Below are 26,709 nucleotides of genomic sequence, written 5' to 3' on the forward strand. Positions count from 1 at the left end.
TCCGGGGCGGTTCAGGACAGCTTGCCGCCGTAGTCCGGCAGCTTGAAGGTGCGCTCGGCGTGGCCGCCGACCAGGTCGGTGGTGTTGTTGCCGATGTTCGCGATGATCGTGTAGCCCTTCGCCTCGATCTCCGCGCGCTTCTCCGTCTTGTACGCGCTGACCTCGGCGAACAGGTCGGGCAGGGAGCGCACGTACAGACCGTCGACCGGGTATCCGGCCTGCTTCAGGTTCCAGTCCGTGAGGGAGTGCAGGATGCCCGGTCGCGCGGTGACGAAGAAGACGTCCACCCCGCGCGCGTGGGCGGCGGTGACGATCTCGCGCACGTCCGCGATGGCCGGCGTGGGCAGCTCCCAGAACGGGTGGAAGTCCGTCTCCAGGGAGCTGTTGTCGATGTCGAGGACGATCGCCTGCTTCTCGCGGCCCGCGTTCTCGGAGCGCCGCTCGATGTACGGGCGTGCCTCGGCGACCACGGCGGCCACGTCGCGGCGCCAGGTCGCGTAGTCGACGTCCGCGATGGCGGCGGTGGAGGTGAGGTGGGTGTCCGGGTCGGCGGCGGAGGCCGCGGGCGCGGGACCGACGACGAGGAACGCGCTCAGGGCGAGGACCGCGGTGGTGGTGGCGGTGGTGCTTCGGACGGAGGGCATGGGGGGCTCCCGAGTGGGTCGACCGGCTCAGTGGTTGACATGCTCGCGTCTCATACTGGCCAGTAGGCGACGGGAGGGCTACCGGCCGGTAGCGATTTTCTGAGCGGAGATCGACGAAGCCCCCGTTCCCAGGGGCCCAGGGGAACGGGGGCTTCGCGAGAGCGTCACATGCTCAGCCGAGGCCGGGACCCCGCACCGGGATGTGCGTGAACGTCGGCTCGGGAGCCGGGTTCTGGAAGAAGTCGTTGCCCTTGTCGTCCACGACGATGAACGCCGGGAAGTCCTCGACCTCGATCTTCCAGACCGCCTCCATGCCGAGCTCCTCGTACTCGACGACCTCGACCTTCTTGATGCAGTCCTGCGCGAGCCGCGCCGCGGGGCCGCCGATCGAGCCGAGGTAGAAGCCGCCGTGGCTGCCGCAGGCGTTCGTGACCTGCTGCGAGCGGTTGCCCTTGGCCAGCATGACCTTCGAGCCGCCCGCCGCCTGGAACTGCTCCACGTACGAGTCCATCCGGCCCGCCGTGGTCGGACCGAAGGAACCGGAGGCGTACCCCTCGGGAGTCTTCGCGGGGCCCGCGTAGTAGACCGGGTGGTCCTTCAGGTACTGCGGCATCTCCTCGCCCGCGTCCAGGCGCTCCTTGATCTTGGCGTGCGCGATGTCGCGTGCCACGACCAGCGGGCCGTTGAGGGAGAGGCGGGTCTTGACCGGGTACTTGGTCAGCTCGGCGAGGATGTCGTCCATCGGCTGGTTGAGGTCGATGGTGACGACGTCGCTCTCCTCGGAGAGGTGCGCGTCGGTCGTCTCCGGGAGGAAGCGCGCCGGGTCGGTCTCCAGCTGCTCCAGGAAGACGCCCTCGGCGGTGATCTTCGCGACGGCCTGCCGGTCGGCCGAGCAGGACACGGCGATCGCGACGGGCAGCGAGGCGCCGTGGCGCGGCAGGCGGACGACGCGGACGTCGTGGCAGAAGTACTTGCCGCCGAACTGCGCGCCGATGCCGATCTTCTGTGTCAGCTCGAAGACCTTCTCCTCCAGCTCCTTGTCGCGGAAGCCGTGGCCGGTCTCGGCCGAGCCCTCGGCGGGCAGCTCGTCCAGGTAGTGCGCGGAGGCGTACTTGGCGGTCTTGAGCGCGAACTCGGCGCTGGTGCCGCCGACGACGATCGCCAAGTGGTACGGCGGGCAGGCCGCCGTACCGAGGGAACGGATCTTCTCCTCCAGGAACTTCATCATGGAGGCCTCGTTCAGGACCGCCTTGGTCTCCTGGTAGAGGAAGGACTTGTTGGCCGAGCCGCCGCCCTTGGCCATGAAGAGGAACTTGTACGCGCCGCCGTCCGTCGCGTACAGCTCGATCTGCGCGGGCAGGTTCGAGCCGGTGTTCTTCTCCTCCCACATGGTGACCGGGGCCATCTGCGAGTACCGCAGGTTGAGCTTGGTGTACGCGTCGAAGACGCCCTTCGACAGGGCCTCCTCGTCACGGCCCCGCGTCAGCACGTTCTGGCCGCGCTTGCCCATGACGATCGCAGTGCCCGTGTCCTGGCACATCGGCAGGACGCCCGCGGCGGCGATGTTCGCGTTCTTCAGGAGGTCGAGCGCGACGAACTTGTCGTTGCCCGACGCCTCCGGGTCGTCGATGATCCGGCGCAGCTGGGCCAGGTGGGCCGGGCGCAGGAAGTGCTGGATGTCGTGGATCGCCTCGGCCGCAAGCCGGCGCAGCGCCTCCGGCTCGACCTTGAGGAACGTACGGCCGTCGGCCTCGAAGGTGGAGACACCTTCGGAGGTCACCAGGCGGTAGGGCGTGGTGTCCTCTCCCAGCGGGAGCAGATCGGAGTACGCAAACTCTGGCATGGGGGCCATTCCTCACTCGGCAAGACGGCGCACCGCCTCCATTGGCGGTGCGCCTTCCAGCGTAGAACGCGGCCCGTGCGCCGGTCCTGTGAGGTAAGGCTCACTTGGCGCCCCGACCGCGCCGGAGTGTCGTGTTCCGTTCGGGCGGCCCCCAGGACTCCGTCCACAGGCCCGGCCCCGCCCCCTGGTCGCGATCTATCGCGTTTCGCTAGGCTGGCTCCGTGGACCTCGAAAAGAAGCCCGACCCCGAAGAGCAGCCGCGCCCGCAGCGCTCGGCCCCGCCGGCCGAGACCGCCCCCGCCGCGCCCCTTCTCGCCGACCCGCAGGGCTCGTTGCGCGCATCCGACGCGGACCGGGACCGCATCGCGGACATCCTCAGGGACGCCCTGGCCGAGGGGCGGCTCGACCCCGAGGAGCACTCGGACCGGATCGACGCGGTGTACCGGGCGAAGACCGTCGGGGAGCTGGAGCCGATCGTCCGCGACCTGCCGGGCGCCAGGACGCAGCGCCAGGACCCCGAGCCGGCCTACGGCTACGGCCCGGACGGCGCCGACGGCCCCGCCGAGAACCTCGTCGCGATCTTCTCCAGCAACACCCGCAGGGGGCGCTGGCGGGTGAGCCGGCGGACGAACGCCTTCGCCCTCTTCGGGAACATCGAGATCGACCTGACCGAGGCGATCTTCGAGCAGCGCCTGACCACCATCAACGCCACGTCGATCTTCGGCAACGTGGAGGTGCGGGTCCCGGAGAACATCAGCCTGCGCGGCAGCGGCAGCGGGATCTTCGGCAACTTCGAGGTCGTGACCCTGGAGGGCGTGGACCCGCAGGCCCCCGTCGTCGTCATCAACGGCTACTCGGTCTTCGGCAACGTCGAGGCGAGGCCCAAGCGCGGCAAGTGGATCACCGACCTCCAGGACAAGCTGCGCAAGCACCTCGGCCACTGAGGCGGGGGCGCGGGGGCGACGATGGTCCGCGGCGGCGTCGGAGTGACCGGGGTGGAGTGACCGGGGTGGCGTCGGAGTGACCGGGGTGGAGTGACCGGGGTGGTCAGGATGACCGGAATTCGTCCTCGGGTATCCGCAGTGCGGAACCGGACGGCGCGCGGTGCATAGGCGCGCGCACAGCGGGTAGGGCTGGTGCATCGCCGCTCGCTCGCGAAGTCGTCGTCAGGAGTAGACCGTGCTGCAACTGCCGCATCAGCCCCTCCAGGTCGCCGCTGTCCCCCCTCAGCGTGCCCCTGCGCGGGAGGACGAGGCCGGGCCTTGGCACGCGGAGGCGGTGTGCCGCCGGGACGAGGCCGGGCTCTTCTTCGCCCCCTCCAAGGAGCCGACCGCCGCGCGGCTCGCGCGTGAGGCGGCGGCGAAGCGGGTCTGCGGGCGCTGTCCCGTGATGGTCGAGTGCCGGGAGCACGCGCTGCTCCAGCCCGAGCCGTACGGGGTGTGGGGCGGGCTCACCGCGGCGGAGCGCCGCGTCGCCCTGGCCCGGCGCCGGCGGCGCGAGGTGGAGCTGCGGAAGGCGGCCACGACCGAGCGGATCGCCCAGGCGGGCTGAGCCGTCGCTCCGTGGTCCCGTGGTCCCGTGGTCCAGTCCGTACGGGAAGGGGCGCCCCCACCGCACATGGGGGCGCCCCTCTTCGTACCGTCGCCGGACGTCCGGCCGGCGGTTACTTCGCGCGGTCGAAGTCGATCTTGCTGTACGCGCGCAGCTTCGAGAGGCGGTGCGTGGAGTCGATCTGGCGGATCGTGCCGGACTTCGAGCGCATGACGAGCGACTGGGTGGTCGCCGTCTCGGCGCGGTAGCGGACTCCGCGCAGCAGCTCGCCGTCGGTGATGCCGGTCGCGACGAAGAACACGTTGTCGCCGCCGACCAGGTCGTCGGTGGAGAGGACCCGGTCCAGGTCGTGGCCCGCGTCGAGGGCCTTCTGCCGCTCGGCGTCGTCCTTCGGCCACAGCTTGCCCTGGATCACGCCGCCGAGGCACTTGATGGCGCAGGCGGAGATGATGCCCTCGGGGGTGCCGCCGATGCCCATGAGCATGTCGACGCCGGTGCCCTCGCGGACGGCCATGATCGAGCCGGCGACGTCGCCGTCCGAGATGAACTTGATCCGGGCGCCGGTCTCGCGGATCTCCTTGACGATGCCCTCGTGACGGGGGCGGTCCAGGATGACGACCGTGATGTCCTCGGGCGAGGAGTTCTTCGCCTTGGCCACCCGGCGGATGTTCACCGAGACGGGGGCGTTGATGTCGACGAAATCGGCGGCCTCGGGGCCGGTGACCAGCTTGTCCATGTAGAAGACCGCGGACGGGTCGAACATGGAGCCGCGGTCGGCGGCGGCCAGGACGGCGATCGCGTTGGGCATGCCCTTGGCGTTGAGCGTGGTGCCGTCGATCGGGTCGACGGCGATGTCGACCTCGGCGCCGGTGCCGTCGCCGACCCGCTCGCCGTTGAAGAGCATGGGGGCTTCGTCCTTCTCGCCCTCGCCGATGACGACCACGCCGTTCATCGAGACGGTGGAGATCAGGGTGCGCATGGCGTTGACCGCCGCGCCGTCCGCGCCGATCTTGTCGCCGCGACCGACCCAGCGTCCGGCGGCCATGGCGGCGGCCTCGGTGACGCGGACCAGCTCCAGGGCGAGGTTGCGGTCGGGAGCCTCGGGAGAGACGACGAGCTCGGGCGGCAGATGGTGGTGCTCGGTCATCGGAACGCACCTTTCTGTACGGCGACGGCCGGGAAAAGAGGGTGCTGTGACTCTATCGGTACGTCGACAAAATGAGCAGAGGGGCCCACGTATGAGCACGGCACCATGATGCGACCATGGTGCCGTGGCAGGTATGCGAGGCAGGCAGACGGTACGCGGGATGTTCCAGTCCCTCGGGGTGATCTTGATCGCCGCGGGGGTCATGTATCTCTTCATCCCACACGACGAGAGCGCCGAACCGGTCAAGGCGAAGGACTACCGGGTCGAGCTCCTGACGGCTCAGCGGGCGGCGCCGTATCCGGTGCTGGCCCCCGAGGGCCTGGGTGAGGGGTGGAAGGCGACGGTCGTCTCGTACAAGCGTGACAGTGCGGACGCCTGGCAGCTCGGCTTCCTCTCCCCGGACACGCAGTACGTGGCGATCCACCAGTCGACGGCGGCGCCGGGCACCTACGTGCCGGACGTGACGCAGCGGGCGAAGAACACCGGGAAGACCCAGACGGTGGCCGGCCAGGTCTGGCAGCGCTGGGAGGGCCCGAAGTACGACGCGCTCGTCCGCGTGGACGGCAAGGCGACGACGGTGGTCACCGGCACGGCCTCCTTCGAGCGGCTGGCCGAGATGGCGGGCTCGCTGCGGTCGAAGAAGGTCTGAGCCGGGTAGCGCGGAACACGGACAAGGCCCCGCACTCATGGAGTGCGGGGCCTTGTCCGTGCCGTCGGGCGTCGCCCTCGGGGCGTCGTCGTCCGGATCAGACGGTGGTGACGACGTCCTCGTAGGCGAGGCGCGGGGAGCGCGGGAACCAGGCGTCCTCGCCCGGCTTGCCGATGTTGACGACCATCAGCGGGGTGTGGTCGTCGTCCAGGAACTCCTTCTGGACGCCGTCGAAGTCGAGGCCGGTCATCGGGCCCGCGGCCAGGCCGGCGGCGCGGACGCCCACGATGAAGTACGCGGCCTGGAGGGCGGCGTTCAGCAGCGCGGCGCTCTCGCGGACCGGGCGCTCGGCGAAGAACATGTCCTTGGCCTGCGGGAAGTGCGGCAGCAGGCTCGGGAGCTCCTCGTGGAACTCGTTGTCGGCGGAGAGGATCGCGACGAGCGGGGCCGAGGCGGTCTTGGGCTGGTTGCCCTCGGCCATGTGCTTGACCAGGCGCTCACGGGCCTCGGGGGAGCGGACCAGGGTGATGCGCAGCGGGGTCTGGTTGAAGGCGGTCGGGCCGTACTTCACCAGGTCGTAGATCGCCTGGACCTGCTCGTCGGTCACCGGCTCGTCGGTGAACGTGTTGGCGGTGCGGGCCTCACGGAAGAGGAGGTCCTGGGCGGCGGGGTCAAGGGCGAGAGACATGCTGCGTACCTTCCGGACTGCAAAGGGGAGTCGCTCGTACAACGTTCAAGCGATGTCTCGACAGTACGCCCCTGATTGATGAAACTTCAACTAATCCATCCGGATAGTGATCCGCTTCACTCGGAGTCTACGGCAGGGGCTACTCGTCCCCGCTGCCCGCCTCCGCGGCCTCGGCGGCACGCTCGGCCGCCAGCGAGGCGTCAAGCCGGGCCCGCGCACCCTCGAGCCGGCGTCGGCAGACCTTCGCCAGCTCCTCGCCACGCTCCCAGAGCGCGAGGGAGTCCTCCAGGGACGTGCCGCCCGCCTCAAGGCGCCGAACGACCTCGATCAGCTCGTCCCGCGCCTGCTCGTACCCGAGCGCAGCCTCGTCCGTGCCCGCTCCCGTACCCGTTCCCGCTGCCATGTCGCTCCATCCTCCGTGTCCGGTTCTCACTCGAGAACGTCCGGATCCAGATCACCTGCATCACCTAGATCATCATCTCTGTCCGCTGCCGGCTCTCAGACGGGATCGCCCACGCGCCGCACCGCGAACTCGCCCTCCGCGACCCGGGCCCTCAGCTCCTCGCCCTCCGCGACCTCCTCCGGGGAGCGGACCACCGCGCCGTCCGCCCGCTGGAGCACCGCGTACCCCCGCTCCAGCGTCGCCGCGGGCGAGAGCGCCCGGACCCGCGCCCGGGTGTGCGACAGCTCGGAGTCCGCCCGGTCCAGGAGGTGCCCGAGGACGCGCCGGCTCCGGGCGAGGAGCGCGGCCACCTCGTCCGCGCGGACCTCGACCATGCGCTGCGGATGCTCCATGACGGGCCGCGCGAGCGCCTGCGCCAGGCCGCGCTCCTCCCGGTCGAGCAGCCCTCGTACCGTCCGCAGGGCCCGGTCCCGCAGCCCGCGGACCCGCTCCAGCTCCTCGCCCACGTCGGGCACGACCTTCTTGGCCGCGTCCGTCGGCGTCGAGGCGCGCAGGTCGGCCACCAGGTCGAGGAGGGGCGAGTCCGGTTCGTGTCCGATCGCCGACACCACCGGCGTACGGCAGTCGGCGACGGCCCGGACGAGCTGCTCGTCCGAGAAGGGCAGCAGGTCCTCGACGCTGCCGCCGCCGCGGGCGACGATGATCACGTCCACGTCGTCGTGCGCGTCGAGCTCCTTGACCGCCTGGACGACCTGCGGAACCGCCTTCACGCCCTGCACCGCGACGTTCCGCACCTCGAAGGCGACGGCGGGCCAGCGGCGCCGCGCGTTCTCCAGGACGTCCCGCTCCGCCGCCGAGGCCCGGCCGCAGACGAGCCCGATCCGGTGCGGCAGGAACGGCAGAGGCTTCTTCCGGTCGAGCGCGAAGAGCCCTTCGGCCGCCAGGGACCGCTTCAGCTGCTCCAGGCGGGCCAGCAGCTCGCCGATCCCGACCGGCTTGATCTCCACCGCCCGCAGCGACAGCTGCCCGCGCGGCGCGTACCACTCGGGCTTCGCGTGCACGACGACCCGGGCGCCCTCCGACACGATGTCCGCGACGGCGTCGAAGACCTGGCGGTAGCAGGTGACGCCGATCGAGATGTCGTGCGAGGGGTCCCGCAGCGTCAGGAAGACGACCCCGGCGCCGGGGCGCCGGGACAGCTGCGTGATCTGCCCCTCGACCCAGATCGCCCCGAGCCGGTCGATCCACCCCCCGATCAGGCGGGAGACCTCACCGACGGGAAGCGGTGCTTCGGCGGACGTAGTCAGAGCCATGGACCGAGCGTAACCGGGCGGTACGACAACGTCAGGGGCGCGCGGAGGTAGCGCCGCGCGCCAGGCGGCCCGTCAGGCGGCACCGTGCCCCCGGACGGCGTCAGCACCCCGGACGGCGTCAGCGCCCCGCCGGCGTCCGCGTCGCTCCCTGGACGCCCAGGACGACCAGGCCCACGCCCAGCCACACCGCGCCCACCAGCTGAGCCTCGGGCGAGGCCTCGACGATGACCGCGATCAGGATCGCCGCCCCGACCACGGGAAGGACGACGTGCTTCAGCCAGTGCGGCTCGCCCTCCGCCCTCCGTACCGCGAACCAGCCCACCACGCTCGCGTGCAGCAGGACGAACGCCGTCAGCGCGCCGACGTCGACCACCGACACCAGGTGGTCCAGGCCGTCGTCCCGGCGGGCCGCCCACACCGCCGCGACCATCGTCACGGTCGCCGCCACCAGCAGTGCCACCCGCGGCACGCCCGCGTCCGTCCGGGCGAGCGCGTGCGGCAGGCGCCGGTCGCGGCCCATCGCGAACAGCAGCCGGCCGCCGGCCGCCTGCCCCGCGAGCGCCGCGAAGGCCGCGCCGATCGCCTTGGAGACGGCCACGAGGTCGTGCAGCCAGCCGCCGATCGAGACGTCCACGGCGTCGTAGAAGGCGGAGCCCTGCTTTCCGGGGTCAGCGGCGAGTTCCGCCGAGGAGACCGGTTCGAGGAGCGCGACCAGCCAGGACTGCGCCACGAAGAGGACGCCCGCGAGGGCCAGGCAGAACAGCACAGCCCGCGCCACCTTCGCCGAGCCGCCCGTGACCTCCTCGGCGAAGGAGGCGATGGCGTCGAAGCCCAGGTAGGAGAGGACGGCCACGGACACCGCGCCGAGCACCGCGGCCAGCGAGAACGAGACGTCGCCGGTGAGCGGCGACCACCAGTCGCGCCGTGCCCCGTCCCGTACGAGCACCACCACGGCGGAGACGACGAAGACCAGCAGGACGACGATCTCCATCGCGAGCACCGCGAAGCCGACCCGGGCCGCCGCGCGTACGCCCCAGAGGTTCAGCAGGGTGGTGACCACGACGGCGATCCCGGTCCACACCCACCGGTCCACCTCCGGGACCAGCGCCTCCATCGCGATGCCCGCGAAGAGGTAGGCGACGGCGGGGATCAGCAGGTAGTCGAGCATCGCCATCCAGCCCGCGATGAATCCCGGCCCTTCCCCGAGACCCTTGCGGGCGTACGTGAAGACGGAACCGGCCTGCGGAGCGACCCGCACCATCTGCGCGTAACTGAAGGCCGTGAACGCCATGGCGACGGTGGCCACGACGTACACGAGTGCGACCGCGCCGCCGGACTTGGCGTCCAGCGTCCCGAAGACGCCGACCGGCGCCATGGGTGCGATGAAGAGCAGCCCGTAGACGACCAGGTCCCGGAACCCGAGATTCCGTCGGAGTCCCGTGTGGTCCTCGCGCCCCGCCACCTGTGATTCCTCGGCCATGGCGACAGTTTCGGCCAAGGCACCGATCAAACCGCTCACCGACGCGGCCTTACGATGGGACCCATGACTGCGATGCCCGCGCCGACGCCCGAGTCCGCCCCCGCGACGAACCGTCCGAAGCGTGTCCTGCTCGCCGCCCCCCGCGGCTACTGCGCGGGCGTGGACCGTGCCGTGATCGCGGTGGAGAAGGCCCTGGAGCAGTACGGGGCGCCGATCTACGTCCGGCACGAGATCGTCCACAACAAGTACGTCGTCCAGACCCTGGAGCGGAAGGGCGCCATCTTCGTCGACCAGGCGACCGAGGTGCCGCCGGGCAACATCGTGATGTTCTCCGCCCACGGCGTCGCCCCGACCGTCCACGAGGAGGCCCGCCAGGGCCGCCTCAAGACCATCGACGCCACCTGCCCGCTCGTCACCAAGGTCCACAAGGAAGCCGTCCGCTTCGCCAACGAGGACTTCGACATCCTCCTCATCGGCCACGAGGGCCACGAGGAGGTCATCGGCACCTCCGGCGAGGCCCCCGACCACATCCAGCTCGTCGACGGCCCGGACGACGTCGCCAAGATCGAGGTCCGCGACCCGTCCAGGGTCGTCTGGCTCTCCCAGACCACGCTCTCGGTCGACGAGACGATGGAGACGGTCGACGCGCTGAAGGAGAAGTTCCCGCAGCTGATCTCCCCGCCGTCCGACGACATCTGCTACGCCACGCAGAACCGTCAGATCGCGATCAAGGAGCTCGCCGGTCAGGCCGAGCTGGTCATCGTCGTCGGCTCGAAGAACTCCTCGAACTCGATCCGCATGGTCGAGGTCGCCAAGCAGGCCGGCGTGCCCGCCGCGTACCTCGTCGACTTCGCGAGCGAGATCGACGAGGCCTGGCTTGAAGGCGTCACCAGCGTCGGCCTCTCCTCCGGCGCCTCCGTCCCGGACATCCTGGTACAGGAGGTCCTGGAGTGGCTGTCAGAGCGCGGTTACGCCGACGTGGAGATCGTCAAGACCGCCGACGAGTCGCTCACCTTCTCGCTGCCCAAGGAGCTCCGCAACAAGGACCTGCGGGCCGAGGCGGCGAAGCTCCTCGCGGCCGGGCCGGTCACGGACTAACACCGCGCCCCAGCCCTTACCGTGGGTCCATGAACGTCTTCGGAGTGGACATCGGCGGCTCGGGCATCAAGGGCGCCCCCGTGGACCTGGAGCGTGGCGCGCTCACCGAGGAGCGCCACAAGGTACTGACCCCGCAGCCCGCCACACCCGACGGTGTGGCGGGCTGTGTCGCGGAGGTGGTGGAGCACTTCGGCTGGACGGGCCCCGTGGGGGTGACCTTCCCCGGCGTGGTCACGGGCTCCACGATCCGTACGGCCGCGAACGTCGACAAATCATGGATCGACGTCGATGCCGGCACGCTCATCAGCACCCGCCTGGGCGGCCTCCCGGTGACCGTCCTCAACGACGCCGACGCGGCCGGGATCGCCGAGATGACCTTCGGAGCGGGCCGTGGACGCAAGGGCACCGTGATCATGCTGACCCTCGGCACGGGCATCGGTTCGGCCGTCTTCGTCGACGGCCGCCTCCTGCCCAACACGGAGCTGGGCCACCTGGAACTCAAGGGCCACGACGCGGAGACCAGGGCGTCGACCAAGGCCAAGGAGGACGAGGACCTCAGCTGGGAACACTGGGCGACGCGCCGCGTGCGGAAGTACCTCGCGCACGTCGAGATGCTGTTCTCGCCCGAGCTGTTCATCATCGGCGGCGGGGTGAGCCGCAAGGCCGACAGGTTCCTGCCGCTGATCGAGGGCATCCGGGCGGAGATCGTCCCGGCGGAACTGCAGAACAACGCGGGCATCGTGGGGGCGGGGATGGCGGCGGCGGGGAGGGCGGGGGCCTGATTCCGATCAGCCCACGGGACGACGGCGCGGGCCGCCACCCGCCTTGCCCGCTCCACCCGCTCCACCCGCTCCACTCCGCCCCCGGGGCCCCTCGCCGGCCGCGGAGGAAGGCGAGGCGGGGGCGAGGGCCGGAGCCGGGCCCGTGGCGGAGGCGGTCCGAACGGCCTGACGCCGCCCCATCTCCCGCACCTTCCGTACGCTCGCGATGAGCCCGGCGACGAGGGTGCCGCCGTACAGCCAGCCGGCGTGCACGGCGAGGGCGGTCACGATCGCCATGGCCTGGCCGCCGAGGCCGCCGGAGCCGCCCGCGATGGGCACGACGCCGACGGCGAAGGCGATGGGCACGCCGATCGGGGCGGTGACGAGGTCGGCGGTACGGACCCACAGCGCGGTCAGGGCGCTGACCGGCAGGAACAGCAGCCCGTACGCGACGGGGGAGCCGTCGAGAAGCAGCCGGTCGAGGAAACCGAGCGTCAGCATGACGGCGGCGGCGAAGAGCCCGGCGCCGAGCCCGGTGAGCCGGGGCGAGGGAAGCCGCCGCAGCGCGAGGACGACGGGGGGCACGGGCCGTCCGCCCGCCTTCCCCACGGGCCCCGCGGTCCCGGCCCGCTCGACGCGGGCACCGCCGGGGGCCCGCCGGGCCCTGCCGGTCACGCGGTACACGGCCGCGCCCTCGACGAGCGCGCCGGGCGGCGTCACGGGCGGCGCGACGGGGGTTTGCGGCCGTCGGCGGCCTTGCGGCTGACTTGTCCTGTGCTGCTCCACTCCACCAACGTAGGTCGGGAAGGGGCGGGAACCGGGTCCGGGACACGCCCTTTGGGTGACCTTGCCCCCGAGAACGACCGAAGGTCGGCGTCACTGGCCGGTTCGGGCCGCCCGTAAACTGGGGGATCGGCCCCCCATCCGCACTTCAGGAAGTCGCCACCGTGTCGCTCACGATCGGAATCGTCGGTCTGCCGAATGTCGGCAAGTCGACCCTGTTCAACGCCCTGACCAAGAACGACGTGCTGGCGGCCAACTACCCGTTCGCCACGATCGAGCCCAACGTCGGCGTCGTCGGTGTCCCCGACGCCCGCCTGGCCGTCCTCGCGGGCATCTTCGGCTCCCAGAAGATCCTTCCCGCGACCGTGGACTTCGTCGACATCGCCGGCATCGTTCGCGGCGCCTCGGAGGGCGAGGGCCTCGGCAACAAGTTCCTCGCGAACATCCGCGAGTCGGACGCGATCTGCCAGGTCATCCGCGCCTTCAAGGACGAGAACGTCGTCCACGTCGACGGCAAGGTCTCGCCGAAGGACGACATCGAGACGATCAACACCGAGCTGATCCTCGCCGACCTCCAGTCGATCGAGAAGGCGGAGCCGCGCCTGACGAAGGAGTCCCGCCTCCAGAAGGAGAAGGTCGCCGTCCTCGCGGCCGTCCTGGAGGCGAAGAAGATCCTCGAAGCGGGCGACACGCTCTTCTCGAAGGGCATCGCCAAGGGCACGGAGCAGGGCGACCTCCTCCACGAGCTGCACCTCCTCACCACGAAGCCCTTCCTCTACGTCTTCAACGTCGACGAGGACGAGCTGACGGACGAGGCCTTCAAGGAGGAGCAGCGCGCGCTGGTCGCCCCCGCCGAGGCCATCTTCCTGAACGCGAAGCTGGAGCAGGAGCTCATCGAGCTGGAGGACGACGAGGCCCTCGAGCTCCTCCAGTCCGTCGGCCAGGAGGAGCCGGGCATGGCCACCCTGGGCCGCGTCGGCTTCGCCACCCTGGGCCTCCAGACCTACCTGACGGCAGGCCCGAAGGAAACCCGCGCCTGGACGATCAAGAAGGGTGCCACCGCCCCCGAGGCGGCCGGCGTCATCCACACCGACTTCCAGCGCGGCTTCATCAAGGCGGAGATCATCTCCTTCGCCGACCTGGTCGAATGCGGCTCGGTGGCCGAGGCCCGCGCGAAGGGCAAGGCCCGCATGGAGGGCAAGGAGTACGTCATGCAGGACGGCGACGTGGTGGAGTTCCGCTTCAACGTCTGACGCTATGTCAATACCTGTGCCCGACCCGCCTGTTGCTGGGTCGGGCACAGCTGTGTGTCCGCAGTGAGTCCTCGATCCCGCGATGCGGTGACAGCGTTTGGCCGGGCGGCATGGCGGCGACGCGGTCTCAGACCTTGACGACCTCCACGGAAGGGCCGCACAGGAGTGTCAGATCCTCGGGGTCGGAGGTGAGGACGGTGACCGGTTGGGGCGCGTTGCGGGCGATGGCGGCGAGAACGGCATCGATGGCGTACTTGTGGCCGTGAAGGTGATGGGTGCGAAGGAGGACGGCGGCCCGGTCGGTGATCTCCTTGGTGACGTCGTGGACGTCGACGCGGGAGAGGACCCACTTGATGCGGGCCGGGTGAATGCGCTCGTAGTCGGCCTCAAGCGTGGTCATGGCGCTGGTGGCGACTCGGACGCCCTCCTCCGACGCCGCCTGGACCAGGGCCACGACGGTGCGGTCCTTGCGATAGAGCTTCGAGAGTCCTTCGCTGTCGAGCAGGAGGGTGCCGGGCATCAGGCGGCGGCCCCGCCGGCCTGCCGGTGGTCGTGGCGCAGCAGCGCCCGGGCGGCCTCGACCTCCTCGCGGGTGAGAGCCTCGTTGTCGGTCTCGAAGTCGGCGACGATCTCCCGCAGCTTGTCCATGGCGACCCTCTGTTCGAGAGCCTCGGCGACGTAGGCGGAGAAACCGCCGGGCCCGACATGGGCGCGTACGGCCTCGGCGAGATCCTCGGGCAGGCTGATCGAATACTTCCTACTACCGCTCATGGTGCTGATCCTACCGGTGGTCGTAAGTCTGGGGCGGGAATGACCGACCCGAGGTGCGGTAGGTCCGCAGGGAGCTGCGATCGCTCGTCGAGGCCGGGTGTGGGCGGTGGGACGATGCGAGGAGGGTCGGAGAGGGGCGGGAAGCGTGGGGCGTGGCGAGCGAGACACGGTCGCGAGGGGAGCGCGACTGTATGAGGCGGCGCAGGCAGTGGTCGGTGACCACGGAAGGGCAGTGGGGGCGGTAAGGGCGGCACTGAAGCCGATCCACGACGCGGCGGTGAAGCGGGAGCTCGACGCCATTCCGGTCGCGCGGCTGCAGGACGTCACCGAAGGGCGGCTGCGGCTGGGGAGCGTCGAGAAGAGCGGACTGCGCACCCTGGGCAGTGTTCTCGAAGCGGGCCCCTACCGGCTGCGGCAGATTCCCGGTGTCGGGCAGCGCACCGTCGACCAGATGCTCGCCGCCGCGCGCAGGCTCTCCGAGGCTGTGCACGAGACCGTGGCCGTCCACATCGACGTGGACCGGCCGGAACCGCGCACCACCGCGCTCGTCATGGCCCTGCACGTCCTGGTGGAGGCCGGCCCGGACGCCCGGCGTGCGGTCGACAGGGCCACCGCCCTGGCGGAAAGGCTCGGTCCGTTGCTGGTTGACGCGAGGCCCGCCGCCGGAAGGGTCCGGATGCTTCTGGCCGGCCGGGAGAAGAAGGCTCGCGCGTGGGCGGCGGTCGCAGAGACCCGGTCGCTGGTGGACGAGGCGGAGCAGGCCGGTCTGCCCGAGCTGCTCGCCCAGGCGTCGGTGGACCTGCTCCGGGGGCTCTCGTCCGACATCGCGGCCTGGGTGGACTTCGAACTCCGCTCCGCGGAGTACTACAGCCTGCTCGCCGAGATCTCCGGGCGGCTGCCGGACGCGGCAGCCGCAGAGGGCTTCCTGCCGGACGAGATTGCGGAGCGCGTACGGACCCAGCACCTCGACGACACACACCGGCGGGTCTCCCTGCGCGGATACCAGGCGTTCGGCGCACGGTTCGCGCTTGCGCAGCGCAAGGTGATACTCGGCGACGAGATGGGCCTCGGGAAGACCATCCAGGCGATCGCCGTCCTCGCCCACCTGGCAGCCGAGGGGCAGAGTCACTTCATGGTCGTCTGCCCGGCGAGCGTTCTCGTGAACTGGACTCGGGAGATCGAGGCCCGCAGCGCCCTTCGCGTCACGGTGCTCCACGGCCCCGACCGGCACTACGCGTTCGCCGACTGGAAGGGGCGGGGCGGGGTGGGGGTGACCACGTTCGACGCACTGCGCGGATTTCCGGCGCCGGGCGGCGGGGAGGTCGGACTCCTCGTCGTCGACGAAGCGCACTCCGTGAAGAACCCGAAGACCAAGCGGTCTCAGTCGGTCGCCCTGTGGACGGAGCGTTGTGAGCGCAGCCTCTTCATGACCGGGACCCCGATGGAGAACCGAGTCGTGGAGTTCCGCAACTTGGTCCAGATGCTCGACGGCGACGTCGCGGAGTCCCTCGGTGAACGGGACGCGTTGGCCGGCTCGGTCGCCTTCCGCAAGGCTGTGGCCCCTGCGCCCGGCACGTGGTGCCCGCAGCAGGCACAGGGGTACGAGTCGCTCACCCGTGCAGTCTCGCCGCAGGTCCCGCCGGTGTGCCACGGATTTCTCCGCCTCGGGATCCCCGACCGGTCCGCAGCCGCGACCCACGGAGTCCCATGGGCCCGCGTCCGTGGACACGGCGGTCACCGCGGGCCCCGGTCGGCAGGCATACTTTCAGCCGGAATCGTCGTGGTGGAGGTGCGGGGCCTTGAAGCTTGCCGAGGCGTTGGTGTTGCGGGCGGATGCCGCTCGGCGGGTGGAGCAGCTGCGGTCGCGGGTGGTCGGTAACGCCCGGTACCAGGAGGGGGAGGAGCCCGCCGAGGACGCGGGCGCCCTGCTGGCCGAGGCCGACGAGGTGCTGGGGGAGTTGGAAGGGCTGATCCGGCGGATCAACAGGACCAACGCCCGGGCCGTCGTCGAGGGCGGTGGCACGCTCACCGACGCGCTGGCCCGGCGGGACGTGCTGCGGCTGCGGCACTCCGTCGTCTCGTCGGCGGCCGACGCCGCCGCCGGGCGCGACCAGCACGGGATGGTGCGCCAGCTGCGGTCCGAGCTGAAGATGGTGTCGGCCCTGCCGGTGGCCCGGCTGCGGGCACAGGCCGATGTGCTGGCGCGGGAGCTCCGTGAGGTCGACGTGCTGATCCAGCGGTCGAACTGGGAGGTCGATCTGCTGGACTGAGCCGGTTGCCGGCGTGGAGCAGGTAGTCGTCGCGAAGGCGTGCACAAGCCGTGGACCGGCGGTCAATCCGGTCCTACCTGGTGCGTGGAGAGCAGCGCAGGGGTTCGATTCCCCTTTTACACAGCCGCTCAGCACAGCTCACAGGTGACGGTGCACAGCGCACAGTTCATCACCATGTGCAGATTCGGACGGCGAGGGCGGGATCGGGGATCTCCACGTCACAGGCGACCCCTCCACCCCACGTATCCTCGACTGTTGGTGAAACGGGGGCGAGGGATCCGGAGGTATACAGGTGGAGTTCCGGCTGCTCGGCTCCGTCGCGCTGGTGACGGAGGACGGGGACGTAGCCTTGGGGCCCGCCAAGCGGTCCAGCCTGCTCGTCATGCTTCTGTTGCGGCCCAACAGCGCCGTGAACGTCGGTCAGCTGATCGACGCGCTGTGGGAGGAGGAGCCGCCCACCCATGCCAAGACCGTGCTCCAGGGGCACGTCTCGCGACTGCGGGCGCTGCTCGCCGAGCACGGGGCGGAGGCGTACGGGGTCGAGCTGGCCACCCAGGGCTCGGCGTACGTGCTGCGGATGCCCGAGTCGCTGGTGGACGCGCACCGGTTCGAGGAGCTCGTGGGGCTCGCCCAGGTGCAGCGGCGGCCGGCCGACGCGGTCCGGATGCTGCGCGAGGCGCTGTCGTACTGGCAGGGGCCCGCGCTCACCGGGACCGTGCACAGCAGGCCGCTCGAGGCGGCGGCCGGCGGTCTGGAGGAGATGCGGCTCGGCTCGGTGGAGTTGCTGGCCGAGGCGTACGGGGAACTCGGCGAGCACGCCAGGGCCGCCGCCGTCCTCCGTACCGAGGCCGTCGCCCATCCGCTGCGGGAGTCCCTCGCCGCCGCGCTGATGCTGGCCCTCGGCCGTTCCGGACGCCAGTCGGACGCGATCGACTGGTACCACCGCACCCGGCGGCTGCTCGCCGAGGAGCTGGGCGTCGACCCCGGGGAGACGCTCAGCGAGGCGTACGCGACGCTGCTGCGCTCCGCGGGGCCCGTCCCCACGCCCCGCCCCGCCGTCCCGGCCGCCCAGGTCCCCGCGCCGGAGGGGCTGCCGCGGGCGCCGCGCGGGTTCACCGGGCGTGGCGCCGAACTCGCCGCGCTCGACCGGGCGGTCCTCGTCGGTGACGGTCCCGTCTGTCTGGTCACCGGGCCGGCCGGTGTCGGCAAGACGGCCTTCGCCGTGCACTGGGCGTACGAGCGGCGTGCCGACTACCCCGACGGGCGGCTTTTCGCCGATCTGCGCGGCTTCAGCGACACCGCCGCGCCCGAGACCGCCGCCGTCCTGCGGGAGTTCCTGCTCGCGCTCGGCGTCGTGCCGCAGCGGATCCCGGAGACCGTCGAGGCGCGCGGCGCGCTGTTCCGTTCGCTGACCTCCGGCCGCCGGCTGCTCGTCGTCCTCGACAACGCCCGCTCCTCCGAGCAGGTCAGACCGCTGCTGCCCGGCGGCGACCACTGCACCACGCTCGTCACCAGCCGCGACCGGCTCGGAGGCCTCATCGCCTCCGACGCGGCCCGGCCGGTACCGCTCGGGCACCTCCCGCCGGCCGATTCGGCGGCCCTGCTCACCACCGTCCTCGGCGAGACGCGGGTCGCCGCCGAACCGGCCGCCGCCGCCCGGCTCGCCGGACTCTGCGACGGCCTGCCGCTCGCGCTGCGCGTGACGGCGGCCCGCCTGGCCGAACGGCCGGGGTGGACGCTCGACGCGATGGTCGGCGAACTCGCCGACGAACAGAGCAGGCTGCTGCTGCTCGACGTCGAGGACCGGGGCGTCTCCGCGGCGCTCCGGCTCACCGTGCAGCAGCTGCCCGACTCCGCGGCCCGGCTGTTCCGCGCCATCGGCCTGCACACCGGCTCCGACCTGGACCGGTTCGCGGCGGGCGCGCTCGCCGGGACGTCTCCCACGCAGGCCTCCGTCGACCTGGACCGGCTCGCCGCCGCCCATCTGCTCACCGAGGCCGTCCCCGGCCGCTGGACGCCGCACGACCTGGTGCGCCTGTACGCCCGCCATCTCGCCCCGGACGCCGACCCCGAGGGCCTGCCCCGCCTCCTCGACCACTACCTCTACACCGGCCTCGCCGCCGACGCCGCCGCCGAGCCGGGCTCCCAGCCCTGCTACTCGCTGCCCGCCGACGCCCGGCGGCCCGCCGCCACGCGGGAGTTCGAGGACCGGACGGCGGCTCTCGACTGGTACGTGGCGGAGCGCCCCGCCCTGGAGGGCGCGGTCACCGCCGCGGCGGCCCTCGGCCTGCACGACCGGGCCTGGCGGCTCGCCCTGGTGCAGTGGCCGCTGATGCTCATGCGGATCGGGGACGGCTGGACGCCCCTCCTGGAGGCCGGGCTCGTCTCGGCCGAGGCCGTGGGCGACTTCGACGCCCAGTCGCGGGTGCGCGCGCTGCTCGGCTGGATCCTGCACGAGGAGGGCCGGGACGCCGAGGCGCTCGTCCATCTGGAGAAGGCACCCGGTCTGGCCGCCCGGGCCGGCGACATGGTCAGCGAGGCCATCGCCTACGTCAACTACGCGGCCGTCCTGGACTCCACCGGGGAGCACGAGCGCGCCGGGCTGCTCATGGTCCACGCGGTGGCGCTCGCCGACCGCACGAACCATCCCTCCACGCAGGCGCTCACCCTCCAGCACCTCGCGGGGCACTGCCTGAAGGCGGAGGACTACGAGGCCGCGCTCGCCCACACCCTTCGCGCGGGGGAACTCGTCGCACCGGACGCGGTCGTCGTCCAGGCGCAGCTGCAGATCGTCCGGGGCGAGGCGCTGGCGGGCACGGGCCGTCTTGACGAGGCCGCTGACCAGCTGGAACGCGCGATCGTGGCGGCCGACGCGGCCGGGTTCCCGGAGGGTTCGGCGCGGGCCGCGGCGCGTCTCTCGCGCCTGTCAGCGGAACGTTAGCGGTACGCAAGCGGGACGGCAGCGCGGAACGGGAAGCTGAACACAGCACCGAGTACGTGCATTGACCAACCGCGGTCACCGCGGATATCGCGCTTCACGGGGGAGAACCACCATGCGTACCCACAAGACCACCGTCCTGGCCGCCGCCGCCTTCGCTGCCCTCTCGCTGGGTCTGACCGCCTGCGGCGGCGGTGACGCCGGCGCCAAGGACGCGGGGAGCGCGAGCTCCTCGCAGTCGGCGGGCACGACCGGCGGTGGCGCGGCCGCCGCCGGCGAGGCGGACCAGACCGGCGCCAAGAGCGGCTCCGGCTCCACGGACGGCTCCGGCTCCACGGGCGGCTCCGGCTCCACGGGCGGCTCCACCGCCACCGGCGGCTCCACCGCCACCGGCGGCTCCACCTCCGGCGGCACCGGTACGACCGGTTCCACGGCCGGGACCGGCTCCACCACCGGCGGCGAGACCTCGGCCACGGCGCCCGCCTGTGCCTACGGCGACGTCAAGGTCACGGCGGCGAAGGCCGACGAGGTCCCGACCGAGCACATCGTCCTCACCGCCACCAACACCTCCAGCCGTTCCTGCACCCTTCTCCAGTACCCGCTGATCGCCTTCGGCCCGATCCAGACCGCCAAGGACGTCCCGGCCGTCGCGAAGAGCAAGCCGGCCGCCCCGGTCGTCCTGAAGCCCGGCGCGCCCGCGTACGCCAACGTGCGCATCGCGCTCGGCGGCGCCCACGAGGACAACAAGGTGGTGCGGGAGTTCAACGTGAACCTCTTCGCCGCCGGCGGTCCGGCCGAGGGCAGCATCGTCGTGAAGGCGCCCGCGGGCGGCCTCGCGGTCGACGAGGCCGTCGCGAAGACGGGCTACTGGACGTACGAGCTCCGCAACGGCGCCGACGACTTCTAGTCCGTCCGGCTGCCGTCGGCGTCCGGCCGCCCTTGGCGCCGGGCGCCCTCAGCCTCCCGCCTCTCGGCGTACGGCCCTCAGCCTCCCGCCTCTCGGCATCCCGGTCCCCGGTCCGGCGCCGGAGGCCGGGGGGCCGGGGGCTGCTTTCGTCGTGTGGCGCGCCCGAATCGCCTTCGTGCTCTGCCGCGTCGACATGGCCCCCCGAGGGCGGGCGGACCCGCCACGCACTTCCAACGGGCACGACACCTACTGGACGGACTGAGGGCTCCTTCAGGGACCGCAGTTCCTGAACTACGGGGTCGGCTCTGCGTAACGCCACAATGAATTCACGCGGGACGCAAGTGGCAGGAGGGGAACCGGCGCACTCGCGCATTCGGGGTCCCGCGGGCCGCCGCGGTGAGGACAACGCCAGGTGAGCGCGTCCGTGGGTGACTCGACCCGGCAGTGACGGCCCGCACAGGCGGCCAAGGCGATCATCATGTCAGCTGTGTGGCGCGGCTGTTGCGGGTGCGGCATGACTCTTGTGCGATTCCTATGGATCCGCCAATCTTTCGCTCGGCAGCCGGATGTTCGAGACGGTGCGGACACCTCGTGTCCTCTTGTCATGTCCCTGCCGTTCCCCCACAGCAGCGCACCACCAATGAGGAGGACCCCTCACATGTCAGTGATGCGTGACTCACGTCGCCGAGTCGCCACCGCAGCGGCCATAGCCGTCGCCGCCCTCGCCCTCGGCTCCGTCTCCACCCTCCCGGCCGTCGCCTCACCGGCCGCCGCGGAGGGTGTCATCGAGAACGCCGGAGCCGAAGGCACCATCGCGGGCAGCTACATCGTGACCCTCGACGAGTCGGCCCAGGCCGAGACCGCCGAGGGCCGCGCCGTGGCCTCCAAGTTCGGCGCGAAGATCAAGAGAACCTACACCTCGGCCATCAACGGCTACTCCGTCGAGCTCTCCGAGGCGCAGGCGCGGAAGCTGGCGGCCGACCCGGCCGTCAAGTCCGTCGTCCAGAACCGCGTCTTCACGATCGACGCCACGCAGCCCTCGCCGCCGTCCTGGGGCCTGGACCGGATCGACCAGCGGGCCCTTCCGCTGAACCAGAGCTACACCTACCCGGACACCGCCGGTTCGGGCGTCACGGCGTACATCATCGACACCGGTGTACGGATCTCCCACACCGACTTCGGCGGCCGGGCCTTCAACGGCTTCGACGCCGTCGACAACGACAACGTCGCGCAGGACGGCAACGGCCACGGCACCCACGTCGCCGGCACCGTCGCGGGCACGGCGTACGGCGTCGCCAAGAAGGCCAAGATCGTCGGCGTCCGCGTGCTCGACAACAACGGCTCCGGCACCACCGCAGGCGTCGTCGCGGGCATCGACTGGGTGACCCGGAACGCCGTCAAGCCGGCCGTCGCCAACATGAGCCTCGGCGGAGGCGTCGACTCCACCCTCGACGCGGCCGTCCGCAACTCCATCGCGTCCGGCGTCACGTACGCCGTCGCCGCCGGCAACAGCAACGCCAACGCGTCGAACTACTCCCCGGCCCGCGTGACCGAGGCGCTCACGGTCGGCTCCACGACCAGCTCCGACGCCCGCTCCAGCTTCTCGAACTACGGCACCGTCGTGGACATCTTCGCCCCGGGTTCGTCCATCACCTCGGCGTGGAACACCGGCGACACCGCCACCAACTCGATCTCCGGTACGTCGATGGCGTCCCCGCACGTCGCCGGCGCGGCGGCGCTGTACCTCGGGAACAACCCGACGTCCACCCCGGCCCAGGTGGGCACCGCACTGGTGAACGCCGCCACGCCCAACGTCGTGACCAGCCCGGGCACCGGCTCCCCGAACCGCCTGCTGTACGTCGGTGACGGCACCACCACCCCGCCGCCCACCGGCAAGAAGTTCGAGAACACCGCCGACTACGCCATCGCCGACAACGCGACCGTCGAGTCCCCGGTCACCGTCAGCGGCGTCACGGGCAACGCTCCCTCCACCCTCCAGGTGCCGGTGAACATCGTCCACACCTACATCGGCGACCTCCAGGTCCAGCTGATCGCCCCCGACGGTTCGGCGTACACGCTGAAGGCCTTCGGTACCGGCGGCAGTGCGGACAACATCAACACCACGTACTCGGTGAACGCCTCCTCGGAGGTCGCCAACGGCACGTGGAAGCTGCGGGTCACGGACAACGCGTCCATCGACACGGGCAAGATCGACTCCTGGGCCCTGCAGTTCTGAGGCCGCTGGTGAGTGACTGACGACTGAGTGACTGACTGACTGAGGGGCGGTCGCCTGCGGGCGGCCGCCCCTTCCGTCCGCCGCCACCGTGCCCTCCGGTTCCTTCCGTCAGCCCCGCCCGACCGGCCTGTCCGTCCCTCCACGTACGATGCGCGCTCGATCGTTTGTTCGCGCTGCCCGCCCCGAAACAGGAGCCCGTACCCGTGGAGCCGACCCAGCCGCCCCCGCCGCCGCCGTCACCTCAGGGAGGCCCGCAGCAGGGCGGATGGCCCGCCCCCGGCCCGTACACCTCCCCAGGGATGCCGTACGCGGCCGGCCCCTACGCCGGCGGCCCCGGCATGCCCGGCATCGGCCCCTACGGCATGCCGCGGCGCACCACCAACGGCCTCGCCATCGGCTCCCTCGTCGCCGGCGTCGTCTGCTGCCTGCCGCCCCTCGGCCTGGTCCTCGGGCTCGTGGCCCTCCCGCAGATCCGGAAGCGGGACCAGTCGGGCAAGGGACTGGCCATCGCGGGCATCGCCCTCTCCTCCGTCAGCTGTCTGCTGCTGATCGTCGGCCTCGTCACCGGAGGCTTCAGCTCCGTCTGGAGCGGCTTCAAGGAAGGCGTGGACGAGGCGTCCCGCTCGAAGTCGCCGCTCGCGCTGCGGACCGGCCAGTGCTTCAACGACGACGGCAAGTCGGAGGAGTACACGGAGGAGGTCGAGATCGTCGACTGCGACCGGCCGCACGACGGCGAGGTCACCGGCGGCTTCGAGGTCACCGGCTTCGACAGGTGGCCCGGCGAGGACGCGATCGACAAGATCGCGGTGGAGCGCTGCGAGCCCCTCAACGCCGCCTACGCCATGGACACCTGGGCCGTCCCCGAGCACGTCTGGCTCTACTACTACCTGCCGAGCAAGGAGAGCTGGCGCCTCGGCGACCGCTTGGTCACCTGCACCTTCGCCACCGAGGAGGAGCCCTTCAGCGGCTCGCTGCGCTCCGACGCCGACAGCCTGGACGGCGACCAGGAGCACTTCCTGAAGACCTTCAACCCGATCGAGACGGCCATGTACCGGGAGCCGGAGGAGGATCCGGACGAGGACTTCACCGGCAACAAGGAGTGGGCGGGGGAGATGCTCGCGGCGATCGACGCGGCCCGCGCGGGACTCGGACGGCACTCCTGGACCGGGGCCTCCACGGCTCCGATGGCGGAACTCCGCAAGGAACTCGACGCGGCCTCGAAGGCGTGGAGCAAGCTCGCCGAGGCGCCCGACGCGGACGCCTACTGGGAGGCGTACGACCCGGCCTGGGACGTCCTGCCCGACGGCGCGGACGCACGGGCCGCGCTCGGCCTGACGGACACCCCGCCGGAGGGCGGCGGCGGAGGCGGCACCACGGCCTGAGCCGAGCCGGGTACGCGCGCGTGCGGGTGGATACGTGAACGGGGCCGGGTCTCCCTCGGGAGGCCCGGCCCCGCCGCGTGCGGACCTGAGCGGTGGCCCGGGGAGCGGCGGCCCGTGACCGACCGCCGCTCCCGGCCCACCGCGGGCGGCGGGGCCGGTCCGCGGTTCGGGGGCGCCGGGTGTCAGCGCCGGGTGAGGCCCCGGTCGATGGCAGTGATCAGCTCACCGTCCGGGGTGTCCCCGTCGAGCGACCAGACCATCGCGCCGCCGAGCCCCTGCTGCCGGACGTAGGACGCCTTGGTGCGCAGCACGGCCGGGTCGTCGTACGTCCACAGGGTGGTGCCGTCGAAGAGCCAGGCGTGGCCGTTCCGATGGCCCCGGTGCAGCGTGTACGTCCCCGATTCGGCCAGCTTCTTCAGGAACTTGTAGTCCTCGGATCCGGCTGCCCAGGTCGCCGGGGCGGGGCCGGTCGCCGGCTGCCCGAGGCCGTCACCGCCGCCGGTCACGCCCGTCCAGCCCTGGCCGTAGAACGGCATGCCCACCACGAGCTTGTGGGCGGGGGCGCCGCGCCGGAGCCAGGCCTTGACGGTCTGGTCGACGCTGAAGTCGTTCTTGGCGAAGAGCGCGGACTGCTGGGCGGTCGTCTTCTCGCCGGAGACGTGAAAGTCGTACCCCTGGAGGTTCACGAAGTCGAAGTACCGCATGAGGGCGGGGACTTCGAAGCCGGCGTCTATCTTGGCGGGCGCGGTGGGTACGTACGCGCTGAGCTCGTAGTGCCTGCGCTGCGGCAGTGAGCGTCCGTAGGCGTCGAGCTGGGTGCGGAACTCCCGTACCAGCTTGGTGAAGTTGGGCTTGTCCTCGGGGCGGACGACGTTGCCGGGGGCGCCGTCCGAACCCGGCCACTCCCAGTCCAGGTCGACGCCGTCGAAGACTCCGGCGGCCGCTCCGGCGCCGCCGCGGGCGCCGTCGACGGGCAGGTCGCCCTTGATGTACGTGTCGATGCAGGAGGCGACGAGGGCCTTGCGGCCCGCGTCGGTGCGTACGGCGTCGGAGAAGTGGGCCGAGCCGCTCCAGCCGCCCAGCGAGATCATGACCTTGAGGCCGGGGTTCTTCGCCTTGAGCTCGCGCAGCTCGTTGAAGCTTCCGGCCAGCCGCTGGTCGGCGGTGTCGCCGACGCCGTCGACCGAGTGCGCGGCGTCGACGGGGCGCACGTAGTCGGCCCAGGGGTCGGAGCCGGGGGCGTTGCCCATGAGGCACTTGCCGTCCGGGCCGATCACGCCGAAGGCGTAGTTGATGTGGCTGAGTTTGGCGGCGGTGCCGCTCGTCTCCAGATCTTTTACCTGGAAGTCGCGTCCGTAGATGCCCCATTGGGTGAAGTAGCCGATGCGCTTCAGCTCGGGCCTGTGCCCGGGGGACTGGTGCGCTCCTGCTGTGGGGGTCACGGTGGCGAGGAGGCCGAGAGCGGCGGCGGTGGCCGCGGCGAAGGTCAGCTTGGTCATGGCTCTGGGACGCATGGGCTCGTTCCTGTGCGAGGCGGGATGGCGCGTGCGGTGGGAGCGTGCGGAGGTGTCGGAGCGGAGGAGTGCGTGCGGGGCGTTCAGGCAGGAACGTATTGGTCTGGACCAATGCGGGTCAAGGGGTTCGACGCCATCTACCGGGGGTGACCGTGGGTAGCAAGGTTTGCCGGTGAGGCGTCATCACATCGAGTGAAACTTTGGCCCATGCTTGCGGATCGCGACCGTCGGTTGTCAGTCTGTAGCTGTAAGTCAACCTGAGGGGAGTGTCCAGTGACGTTCGGTGAGCAGCCCGCCTATCTGCGCGTGGCGAGCGATCTGCGGGAGAAGATCGCCAACGGCTCGCTTCCGCCGCATACCCGCCTCCCCTCGCAGGCGCGCATCCGCGAGGAGTACGGGGTGTCGGACACCGTCGCGCTGGAGGCCCGCAAGGTACTCATGGCCGAGGGGCTCGTGGAGGGGCGCTCGGGTTCGGGCACCTACGTGCGGGAGCGCCCGGTGCCGCGCCGGATCGCCCGCTCCGGCTACCGCCCCGCGTCCGGCGCGAGCCCCTTCCGGCAGGAGCAGGCGGCCGACGGGGCCCGCGGCACCTGGGAGTCGGGCAGCGAGCAGGAGCCGGCGAGCGCCGAGGTGGCCGAGCGGCTCGGCATCGAGCCGGGGGAGCGGGTGATGCGCACGCGGTACGTCTACCGGGACGGGGGCGAGCCCATGATGGTCGCCACCTCCTGGGAGCCGCTCGCCGTCACCGGCCGGACGCCCGTGATGCTGCCCGAGGAGGGTCCGCTGGGCGGCTGCGGGGTCGTCGAGCGGATGGCGGCCATCGACGTGGTCGTGGACAACGTCGTGGAGGAGGTCGGGGCCCGGCCGGGCCTCGCCGAGGAACTCCTGGCGCTCGGGGGGGTTCCGGGGCACGTGGTGATGGTGGTGGAGCGGACGTACTACGCCTCGGGGCGGGCCGTCGAGACGGCGGACGTCGTCGTCCCCGCCGACCGCTACCGGCTCTCGTACCACCTGCCGGTGCGGTGAACCGCCGAGCACCACACCCCCGCCCGGTCAGCGAACGTCTCCGTCCGGGCGG

General features: G+C 71.4%; 23 protein-coding genes and 1 pseudogene. 13 read left to right on the forward strand and 11 right to left on the reverse strand.

Annotation, left to right across the window (positions count from 1 at the left end; all coding sequences use genetic code 11):
- Positions 1 to 11: 11 nt before the first annotated feature.
- Positions 12 to 644: an HAD family acid phosphatase gene (locus ACIA8N_RS07375; protein ID WP_365781628.1), complete on the reverse strand. Its 633-nt coding sequence runs from the start codon at positions 642 to 644 to the stop codon at positions 12 to 14.
- A 172-nt stretch (positions 645 to 816) separates the two neighbouring features.
- Positions 817 to 2,487: a fumarate hydratase gene (locus ACIA8N_RS07380; RefSeq protein ID WP_365781630.1), complete on the reverse strand. Its 1,671-nt coding sequence runs from the start codon at positions 2,485 to 2,487 to the stop codon at positions 817 to 819.
- A 221-nt stretch (positions 2,488 to 2,708) separates the two neighbouring features.
- On the opposite strand from ACIA8N_RS07380, the gene ACIA8N_RS07385 reads away from it, so the two are divergent.
- Together ACIA8N_RS07385 and ACIA8N_RS07390 are read left to right on the forward strand one after the other, a co-directional pair.
- A complete protein-coding gene (locus tag ACIA8N_RS07385; RefSeq protein WP_365781632.1) occupies positions 2,709 to 3,431 on the forward strand; it encodes a DUF1707 domain-containing protein in 723 nt (240 codons plus the stop codon).
- A 235-nt stretch (positions 3,432 to 3,666) separates the two neighbouring features.
- Complete coding sequence (locus ACIA8N_RS07390) at positions 3,667 to 4,038, forward strand: WhiB family transcriptional regulator (RefSeq protein WP_030548696.1); 372 nt, start codon at positions 3,667 to 3,669, stop codon at positions 4,036 to 4,038.
- A gap of 112 nt (positions 4,039 to 4,150) precedes the next feature.
- On the opposite strand, the gene glpX is transcribed toward ACIA8N_RS07390, so the two are convergent.
- Positions 4,151 to 5,185, reverse strand: a complete 1,035-nt coding sequence (glpX, locus tag ACIA8N_RS07395) for a class II fructose-bisphosphatase (RefSeq protein ID WP_030223818.1) — start codon at positions 5,183 to 5,185, stop codon at positions 4,151 to 4,153.
- A 133-nt stretch (positions 5,186 to 5,318) separates the two neighbouring features.
- On the opposite strand from glpX, the gene ACIA8N_RS07400 reads away from it, so the two are divergent.
- Positions 5,319 to 5,834 carry a DUF4245 domain-containing protein gene (locus ACIA8N_RS07400; protein WP_211270403.1) on the forward strand — a complete coding sequence of 172 codons (516 nt, stop codon included), beginning with the start codon at positions 5,319 to 5,321 and terminating at the stop codon, positions 5,832 to 5,834.
- Between the two features lie 97 nt (positions 5,835 to 5,931).
- On the opposite strand, the gene ACIA8N_RS07405 is transcribed toward ACIA8N_RS07400, so the two are convergent.
- The 4 genes from ACIA8N_RS07405 to ACIA8N_RS07420 all read right to left on the reverse strand — a co-directional run bounded on the left by ACIA8N_RS07405 (position 5,932) and on the right by ACIA8N_RS07420 (position 9,718).
- Entirely contained in the window at positions 5,932 to 6,522 is a 591-nt protein-coding gene (locus tag ACIA8N_RS07405; protein ID WP_030223821.1) for a malonic semialdehyde reductase, read from the reverse strand.
- 139 nt (positions 6,523 to 6,661) lie between these two features.
- Positions 6,662 to 6,925, reverse strand: coding sequence for an exodeoxyribonuclease VII small subunit (locus ACIA8N_RS07410; protein ID WP_365781635.1), 264 nt, complete (start codon positions 6,923 to 6,925; stop codon positions 6,662 to 6,664).
- Positions 6,926 to 7,020: 95 nt separating this feature from the next.
- Complete coding sequence (gene xseA, locus ACIA8N_RS07415; protein ID WP_365781638.1) at positions 7,021 to 8,238, reverse strand: exodeoxyribonuclease VII large subunit; 1,218 nt, start codon at positions 8,236 to 8,238, stop codon at positions 7,021 to 7,023.
- A gap of 118 nt (positions 8,239 to 8,356) precedes the next feature.
- Positions 8,357 to 9,718, reverse strand: coding sequence for an APC family permease (locus ACIA8N_RS07420; protein ID WP_365781640.1), 1,362 nt, complete (start codon positions 9,716 to 9,718; stop codon positions 8,357 to 8,359).
- A gap of 54 nt (positions 9,719 to 9,772) precedes the next feature.
- On the opposite strand from ACIA8N_RS07420, the gene ACIA8N_RS07425 reads away from it, so the two are divergent.
- Together ACIA8N_RS07425 and ppgK are read left to right on the forward strand one after the other, a co-directional pair.
- A complete protein-coding gene (locus ACIA8N_RS07425) occupies positions 9,773 to 10,816 on the forward strand; it encodes a 4-hydroxy-3-methylbut-2-enyl diphosphate reductase (protein WP_399415888.1) in 1,044 nt (347 codons plus the stop codon).
- Positions 10,817 to 10,845: 29 nt separating this feature from the next.
- On the forward strand, positions 10,846 to 11,598 hold the full coding sequence (ppgK, locus tag ACIA8N_RS07430; RefSeq protein ID WP_365781644.1) for a polyphosphate--glucose phosphotransferase: 753 nt from the start codon (positions 10,846 to 10,848) through the stop codon (positions 11,596 to 11,598).
- Between the two features lie 6 nt (positions 11,599 to 11,604).
- On the opposite strand, the gene ACIA8N_RS07435 is transcribed toward ppgK, so the two are convergent.
- Positions 11,605 to 12,186: a DUF6542 domain-containing protein gene (locus ACIA8N_RS07435; protein ID WP_365781731.1), complete on the reverse strand. Its 582-nt coding sequence runs from the start codon at positions 12,184 to 12,186 to the stop codon at positions 11,605 to 11,607.
- Between the two features lie 338 nt (positions 12,187 to 12,524).
- Here ACIA8N_RS07435 and ychF point away from each other — a divergent pair, with 338 nt between their 5' ends.
- Entirely contained in the window at positions 12,525 to 13,613 is a 1,089-nt protein-coding gene (gene ychF / locus ACIA8N_RS07440) for a redox-regulated ATPase YchF (RefSeq protein WP_024760863.1), read from the forward strand.
- 127 nt (positions 13,614 to 13,740) lie between these two features.
- Here ychF and ACIA8N_RS07445 read toward each other — a convergent pair whose 3' ends face one another.
- Positions 13,741 to 14,133, reverse strand: coding sequence for a type II toxin-antitoxin system VapC family toxin (locus tag ACIA8N_RS07445; RefSeq protein WP_142266002.1), 393 nt, complete (start codon positions 14,131 to 14,133; stop codon positions 13,741 to 13,743).
- Positions 14,133 to 14,384 carry a hypothetical protein gene (locus tag ACIA8N_RS07450; RefSeq protein WP_018845686.1) on the reverse strand — a complete coding sequence of 84 codons (252 nt, stop codon included), beginning with the start codon at positions 14,382 to 14,384 and terminating at the stop codon, positions 14,133 to 14,135. Before ACIA8N_RS07450 ends, ACIA8N_RS07445 begins: the two co-directional genes overlap by 1 nt.
- A gap of 145 nt (positions 14,385 to 14,529) precedes the next feature.
- Between ACIA8N_RS07450 and ACIA8N_RS07455 the strand changes: the two are divergent.
- The 6 genes and pseudogenes from ACIA8N_RS07455 to ACIA8N_RS07480 all read left to right on the forward strand — a co-directional run.
- Positions 14,530 to 15,948, forward strand: a pseudogene (locus ACIA8N_RS07455) (SNF2-related protein); the annotation flags it as partial.
- A 235-nt stretch (positions 15,949 to 16,183) separates the two neighbouring features.
- On the forward strand, positions 16,184 to 16,654 hold the full coding sequence (locus ACIA8N_RS07460) for a DIP1984 family protein (RefSeq protein ID WP_365781647.1): 471 nt from the start codon (positions 16,184 to 16,186) through the stop codon (positions 16,652 to 16,654).
- A gap of 292 nt (positions 16,655 to 16,946) precedes the next feature.
- On the forward strand, positions 16,947 to 19,595 hold the full coding sequence (locus tag ACIA8N_RS07465) for a BTAD domain-containing putative transcriptional regulator (RefSeq protein WP_365781649.1): 2,649 nt from the start codon (positions 16,947 to 16,949) through the stop codon (positions 19,593 to 19,595).
- 112 nt (positions 19,596 to 19,707) lie between these two features.
- Complete coding sequence (locus tag ACIA8N_RS07470) at positions 19,708 to 20,499, forward strand: DUF4232 domain-containing protein (protein WP_365781652.1); 792 nt, start codon at positions 19,708 to 19,710, stop codon at positions 20,497 to 20,499.
- A gap of 658 nt (positions 20,500 to 21,157) precedes the next feature.
- Positions 21,158 to 22,735 (forward strand): S8 family serine peptidase, encoded by a 1,578-nt coding sequence (locus ACIA8N_RS07475; RefSeq protein ID WP_365781655.1) that lies wholly within the window; start codon positions 21,158 to 21,160, stop codon positions 22,733 to 22,735.
- Between the two features lie 203 nt (positions 22,736 to 22,938).
- Positions 22,939 to 24,117, forward strand: coding sequence for a DUF4190 domain-containing protein (locus ACIA8N_RS07480; protein WP_365781657.1), 1,179 nt, complete (start codon positions 22,939 to 22,941; stop codon positions 24,115 to 24,117).
- Between the two features lie 182 nt (positions 24,118 to 24,299).
- Here ACIA8N_RS07480 and ACIA8N_RS07485 read toward each other — a convergent pair whose 3' ends face one another.
- A complete protein-coding gene (locus ACIA8N_RS07485) occupies positions 24,300 to 25,631 on the reverse strand; it encodes a glycoside hydrolase family 18 protein (RefSeq protein WP_365781659.1) in 1,332 nt (443 codons plus the stop codon).
- A gap of 273 nt (positions 25,632 to 25,904) precedes the next feature.
- Between ACIA8N_RS07485 and ACIA8N_RS07490 the strand changes: the two genes are divergently transcribed.
- Positions 25,905 to 26,657, forward strand: a complete 753-nt coding sequence (locus ACIA8N_RS07490; protein WP_030548654.1) for a GntR family transcriptional regulator — start codon at positions 25,905 to 25,907, stop codon at positions 26,655 to 26,657.
- Positions 26,658 to 26,709 lie beyond the last annotated feature (52 nt).

Origin of the sequence: Streptomyces sp. NPDC051822 (assembly GCF_044452745.1) — a bacterium.
Lineage (GTDB): Bacteria > Actinomycetota > Actinomycetes > Streptomycetales > Streptomycetaceae > Streptomyces.

What these genes read in the sequence shown, in the direction of transcription:
- ppgK (WP_365781644.1), top strand. Translation starts at nt 10,846, where the DNA reads ATGAACGTCTTCGGAGTGGACATCGGCGGCTCGGGCATCAAGGGCGCC.
- ACIA8N_RS07410 (WP_365781635.1), bottom strand. Translation starts at nt 6,925, where the DNA reads ATGGCAGCGGGAACGGGTACGGGAGCGGGCACGGACGAGGCTGCGCTC.
- ACIA8N_RS07375 (WP_365781628.1), bottom strand. Translation starts at nt 644, where the DNA reads ATGCCCTCCGTCCGAAGCACCACCGCCACCACCACCGCGGTCCTCGCC.
- ACIA8N_RS07405 (WP_030223821.1), bottom strand. Translation starts at nt 6,522, where the DNA reads ATGTCTCTCGCCCTTGACCCCGCCGCCCAGGACCTCCTCTTCCGTGAG.
- ACIA8N_RS07425 (WP_399415888.1), top strand. Translation starts at nt 9,773, where the DNA reads ATGGGACCCATGACTGCGATGCCCGCGCCGACGCCCGAGTCCGCCCCC.
- ACIA8N_RS07470 (WP_365781652.1), top strand. Translation starts at nt 19,708, where the DNA reads ATGCGTACCCACAAGACCACCGTCCTGGCCGCCGCCGCCTTCGCTGCC.
- ACIA8N_RS07450 (WP_018845686.1), bottom strand. Translation starts at nt 14,384, where the DNA reads ATGAGCGGTAGTAGGAAGTATTCGATCAGCCTGCCCGAGGATCTCGCC.
- ACIA8N_RS07485 (WP_365781659.1), bottom strand. Translation starts at nt 25,631, where the DNA reads ATGCGTCCCAGAGCCATGACCAAGCTGACCTTCGCCGCGGCCACCGCC.
- ACIA8N_RS07400 (WP_211270403.1), top strand. Translation starts at nt 5,319, where the DNA reads ATGCGAGGCAGGCAGACGGTACGCGGGATGTTCCAGTCCCTCGGGGTG.
- ACIA8N_RS07420 (WP_365781640.1), bottom strand. Translation starts at nt 9,718, where the DNA reads ATGGCCGAGGAATCACAGGTGGCGGGGCGCGAGGACCACACGGGACTC.
- ACIA8N_RS07475 (WP_365781655.1), top strand. Translation starts at nt 21,158, where the DNA reads ATGTCAGTGATGCGTGACTCACGTCGCCGAGTCGCCACCGCAGCGGCC.
- ACIA8N_RS07380 (WP_365781630.1), bottom strand. Translation starts at nt 2,487, where the DNA reads ATGCCAGAGTTTGCGTACTCCGATCTGCTCCCGCTGGGAGAGGACACC.
- ACIA8N_RS07445 (WP_142266002.1), bottom strand. Translation starts at nt 14,133, where the DNA reads ATGCCCGGCACCCTCCTGCTCGACAGCGAAGGACTCTCGAAGCTCTAT.
- glpX (WP_030223818.1), bottom strand. Translation starts at nt 5,185, where the DNA reads ATGACCGAGCACCACCATCTGCCGCCCGAGCTCGTCGTCTCTCCCGAG.
- xseA (WP_365781638.1), bottom strand. Translation starts at nt 8,238, where the DNA reads ATGGCTCTGACTACGTCCGCCGAAGCACCGCTTCCCGTCGGTGAGGTC.